The sequence below is a fragment of the Segatella sp. genome (genome assembly GCF_977051555.1).
Window position 1 is genome coordinate 1 of sequence record NZ_CDRSSE010000080.1, and the last position, 4,533, is coordinate 4,533.

Annotated in this window: 4 protein-coding genes and 1 pseudogene; all 5 read left to right on the plus strand. The window is 45.8% G+C overall.

The window, feature by feature from the left end; all coding sequences use genetic code 11:
• Positions 1-90, plus strand: a pseudogene (locus tag ACWJAO_RS13030) (30S ribosomal protein S6); the annotation flags it as partial.
• A 2-nt stretch (positions 91-92) separates the two neighbouring features.
• Positions 93-362 (plus strand): 30S ribosomal protein S18, encoded by a 270-nt coding sequence (gene rpsR / locus ACWJAO_RS13035; RefSeq protein WP_006847399.1) that lies wholly within the window; start codon positions 93-95, stop codon positions 360-362.
• A gap of 20 nt (positions 363-382) precedes the next feature.
• Complete coding sequence (gene rplI / locus ACWJAO_RS13040; protein ID WP_317597695.1) at positions 383-913, plus strand: 50S ribosomal protein L9; 531 nt, start codon at positions 383-385, stop codon at positions 911-913.
• A gap of 283 nt (positions 914-1,196) precedes the next feature.
• On the plus strand, positions 1,197-2,084 hold the full coding sequence (gene fabD, locus ACWJAO_RS13045; protein WP_022121906.1) for an ACP S-malonyltransferase: 888 nt from the start codon (positions 1,197-1,199) through the stop codon (positions 2,082-2,084).
• Between the two features lie 90 nt (positions 2,085-2,174).
• Positions 2,175-4,367: an alpha-amylase family glycosyl hydrolase gene (locus tag ACWJAO_RS13050; RefSeq protein ID WP_449140564.1), complete on the plus strand. Its 2,193-nt coding sequence runs from the start codon at positions 2,175-2,177 to the stop codon at positions 4,365-4,367.
• The last annotated feature ends 166 nt before the right edge of the window (positions 4,368-4,533 follow it).

Genomic DNA, 4,533 nt, shown 5'->3' on the forward strand with positions numbered 1-4,533 from the left:
ATTCGTTACATGACTGTTAAACTTGACAAGTATGCTGCCGCTTACGCAGAGAAGCGTCGTGCAAAGCTTGGTAAAAAAGAGGAGGCTTAATCATGGCAGATCAGAAATCAGAAATCCGTTATTTGACTGCTCCTTCTATCGACACAAAGAAGAAGAAGTATTGCCGTTTCAAGAAGAGCGGTATTAAGTACATCGACTACAAGGATCCAGAGTTCTTGAAGAAGTTCTTGAACGAGCAGGGTAAAATCCTTCCACGTCGTATCACAGGTACATCTTTGAAGTATCAGCGCCGTGTAGCACAGGCTGTAAAGCGTGCTCGCCAGATCGCTTTGCTTCCTTACGTAACCGATTTGATGAAGTAATTTAAGGAGGATAAAGAAGAATGGAAATTATTTTGAAGCAAGATATTATCGGTCTTGGATATAAGAACGATATCGTAAATGTAAAGAGTGGTTATGGTCGTAACTTCCTTATCCCTACAGGTAAGGCTGTTATTGCATCTCCATCTGCTAAGAAACAGTTGGCTGAGGATTTGAAGCAGCAGGCTCATAAGCTTGAGGCTATCAAGGCTGAGGCTGTTAAGAAGGGCGAGGCTCTCGAGGGCATCGTTCTTACTATCGCTGCTAAGGTGAGCGCTACTGGTCAGCTCTATGGCTCAGTTAACGCTGCAACTGTTGCTGAGGAACTCGCTAAGAAGGGCATCGAGGTTGATCGCAAGATCATCACTATGAAGGATGCTAAGAAGGTTGGTGAGTACGAGGCTACTGTACACTATCACAAGGAGGTTGAGGTTAAGGTTCCAGTTAACGTTGTTGCTGAGAACGCTCCTGTTGCAGCTCCTGCTGCTGAGGAGGCTCCAGTTGAGGCACCTGCTGAGGCTGTAGCTGAGGAAGAGGCTCCAGCAGCTGAGTAATCCTCGCTCAATCAATTTGTATGAAGTACGATAATTTTCGCACTGTAAAGCAAATTAATATAAAGATCCCTTTTGCCGCAAGGCATTAGGGATTTTTTTGTTTCTATTCTGCGTTCTGAATGGAAAGTTTTTACCATTCTTGTAGTAATTTAGAATATATAACGTTATTTTTTAATATTCTCTGCTGATTCTCAGAATTTTATTGTACCTTTGCAGTCGAATTCAAAGAATTCATATTCATTACAGGAATATTTATTATAAACTTAAAAAATAATAGGATAAAATGAAAGCATTTGTTTTCCCTGGACAGGGTTCTCAGTTCGTAGGTATGGGTAAGGACCTCTACGATAACAACGCATTGGCAAAAGAACTTTTCGATAAGGCCGACGAGATTCTCGGCTTCAAGATTACTGATATCATGTTCGCCGGTACCGACGATCAGTTGAAGGAAACCAAGGTTACCCAGCCTGCTGTATTCCTCCATTCTGTTATCTCTGCTCTTTGCCTGGGTGAGGAGTTCAAGCCAGCTATGGTTGCTGGTCACTCTCTCGGTGAGTTCTCTGCATTGGTTGCTGCCGGTGCTATGGCTTTCGAGGATGGTTTGAAACTCGTTGCTGCCCGTGCCAATGCTATGCAGAAGGCTTGCGAGGCTAACCCTGGTACCATGGCTGCCATCATCGGTTTGCCAGATGAGAAGGTTGAGGAAATCTGCGCTGAGGTTAGCACAGAAGGCAACGTGGTAGTTGCTGCTAACTACAACTGCCCTGGTCAGCTCGTTATCTCTGGTAACGTAGATGCTATCAATGCAGCTTGCGAGAAGTTGAAGGCTGCCGGTGCTAAGCGTGCATTGCCTCTGAAGGTAGGTGGTGCTTTCCACTCTCCATTGATGCAGCCAGCTAAGGATGAGCTTCAGGCAGCTATCGAGAAGACTACATTCTCTGCTCCTAAATGCCCGGTTTACCAGAATGTAGACGGTAAGCCTCATACTGATCCAGCTGAGATTCAGCAGAACCTCATCGCTCAGCTTACAAGTTCTGTACGTTGGACTTCATCTGTACAGGCTATGATTGCTGATGGTGCTGATGACTTCACAGAGTGTGGTCCTGGCAAGGCATTGCAGGGCATGATCGGCCGCATCGACAAGAATGTTGCCGCTCACGGTATTGCTTAATTAACAATAACACTATTCAACGTTTTATCTTTTCGGCAAAGGCGTTGTTGGAAAGGTAAAACGTTTCATTTTTTTTAGTAAAGCCGCTAAATGAAGGAAAAAGTTATTATATACCAGGTTCTCCCACGACTCTTCGGAAACCAGAATGCAACCTGTAAGGAAAATGGTGCCATCGAAGAGAATGGTTGCGGAAAGCTGAATAATTTCTCAGATGAAGTTTTGGCTCGCATCCACGATATGGGATTTACACATATTTGGTATACGGGTGTGATTCGTCATGCCACTCAGACAAACTACTCTTCTTATGGAATTCCTACTCAGCATGCAGAGGTAGTGAAGGGAAAAGCTGGTTCGCCATATGCAATTACCGACTACTATGACATCGATCCAGACTTGGCTGTGAATGTTAGTATGCGAATGAAAGAGTGGGAGCAGCTGATTGAGCGTACTCACAAGGCAGGTATGAAAGTAATCATGGATTTCGTTCCGAACCATGTAGCCCGAGAGTATCATTCCATTTGCAAACCAACAGGTGTACGGGATTTGGGAGAAGATGATGATCCGAACATGCACTTCTCTACCAGAAATAATTTCTATTATGCATGGGGCGATTTGGATTTGAATGAAATCCGTCACTCCAAACCAGAGTTCAAGGCTTTTTCTGCGAAGGATGCCAAGATTTATGAACCTTATACCGAGAGCCCGGCCAAAGCTACAGGAAACGACCGGTTTGATAACCGTCCTGGCTGTAACGACTGGTATGAGACCGTGAAGCTCAATTACGGTGTAGATTACTGTGATGCAGGAGGCAGAAGCTATCATTATGAACCGGTGCCAAACACATGGGGCAAGATGACGGATATCCTGCTCTTCTGGGCAAGCAAGGGTGTTGATGGTTTCCGCTGTGATATGGCAGAAATGGTGCCAACGGCATTCTGGTCATACGCTACTGGAATATTGAAGGAGAAGTATCCTCATATTGTCGTTATCGGCGAGGTTTACGATCCTAACCAGTACCGCAACTATGTAAAGGCTGGTTTCGATTATCTTTATGATAAGGTAGGTATGTATGATTGCCTGCGTGGTGTGGTTCGTGGTGAGCGTCCGGCAGCCAGTATCACTCACGAGTGGCAGGTAGTGGATGATATCCGCGACCACATGCTCTATTTCCTTGAGAATCATGATGAGCAGCGCATAGCCAGCGATTTCTTCTGTGGCTCAGCCATGAAGGCGATTCCTGCAGCAGCCATGAGTCTCTTCTTCCAGCAGAATCCTTTCATGCTTTACAGCGGTCAGGAATTCGGCGAGAAGGGAATGGATAAGGAAGGATTCAGCGGCACGGATGGCCGTACCACGATATTCGACTATTGGAGTCCGGAAACTTTGGCGCATGCCTATCTGGATTCATCAGATTCGGCATTGAGTCAGGAGCAGAAGTATTTGGCAGCTACTTATCGCCAGCTTCTTCGCTTTGCCAATGAAGAGAAAGCCATTCGCGAGGGTGAGACCTTCGATTTGATGTATGTGAATCCGGGTTCAGAGAATTTCGATCCCCGTACCAATTTCGCCTTCCTTCGCAAGAAGGATGATGAGGCTATGCTGATTGTGCTCAACTTTGCCCAGGAGGCGCGTCAGCTGCAGGTTTGCATCCCTGGTCATGCTTTCGATTTCTTCCATGTTGCTGAAGAGGAGGTGCTCGTAACAGAGCTGTTCTCGGGTGGCAAGCAGAAGGTTGAGTTGAAGAAGGATGGCGTGTTCCCGATATCAATGGATGCTAACGGAGTAAGAATCTATAAATTCAATGTCAAGATGGAGGAAAGTGATATCATATTGAATGAGCATCATAAGGAGGAGTTCCCACCTGCTCATACGGCAGAGCATTTGCTCAACCAGTTGATGGTTCGCATGTTTGGCTGCGATCGCAGCAAGAATGCTCATATTGAGCGAAAGAAGAGCAAGATGACTTTCTTGGTCGATCATAAGCCTACCCGTCAGGAGGAAAAGGCGATTGAGACGGAGATGAATCGTCTGATAGAGCTTGATATGCCTGTTACTTACGAGTTTGTGGATCGTAACCACATTCCGGCTAACGTCAAGTTAGACCGTCTGCCGGATGATGCGAGCGAGACCTTGCGTCTGGTTCGTATTGGTGATTATGATGTTTGTCCATGTATCGGCAAGCATGTCCGTTCTACAGCCCAGATTGGCAAGTTTGTGCTGTTGGGTACCAATTGGGATGAGCATGCTCATTCTTTGCGTATCCGCTTTAAGATTGTTCAGTAAAATATAAAATAAGCAGCAATGGAGTAGTAGCCATTGCTGCTTTTTTTGTTTGACTAGCATGTGTGTTGTCTAATGGGTGCAAGTCCCTAACGAGCCCTAGTAGTGGGAATCGTCTAGCCAGAGAGACAAGGGTGTCCGTGGTGACGCGGAATCTGAAAGAAGTCAG

What these genes read in the sequence shown, in the direction of transcription:
- rpsR (WP_006847399.1), top strand. Translation starts at nt 93, where the DNA reads ATGGCAGATCAGAAATCAGAAATCCGTTATTTGACTGCTCCTTCTATC.
- rplI (WP_317597695.1), top strand. Translation starts at nt 383, where the DNA reads ATGGAAATTATTTTGAAGCAAGATATTATCGGTCTTGGATATAAGAAC.
- fabD (WP_022121906.1), top strand. Translation starts at nt 1,197, where the DNA reads ATGAAAGCATTTGTTTTCCCTGGACAGGGTTCTCAGTTCGTAGGTATG.
- ACWJAO_RS13050 (WP_449140564.1), top strand. Translation starts at nt 2,175, where the DNA reads ATGAAGGAAAAAGTTATTATATACCAGGTTCTCCCACGACTCTTCGGA.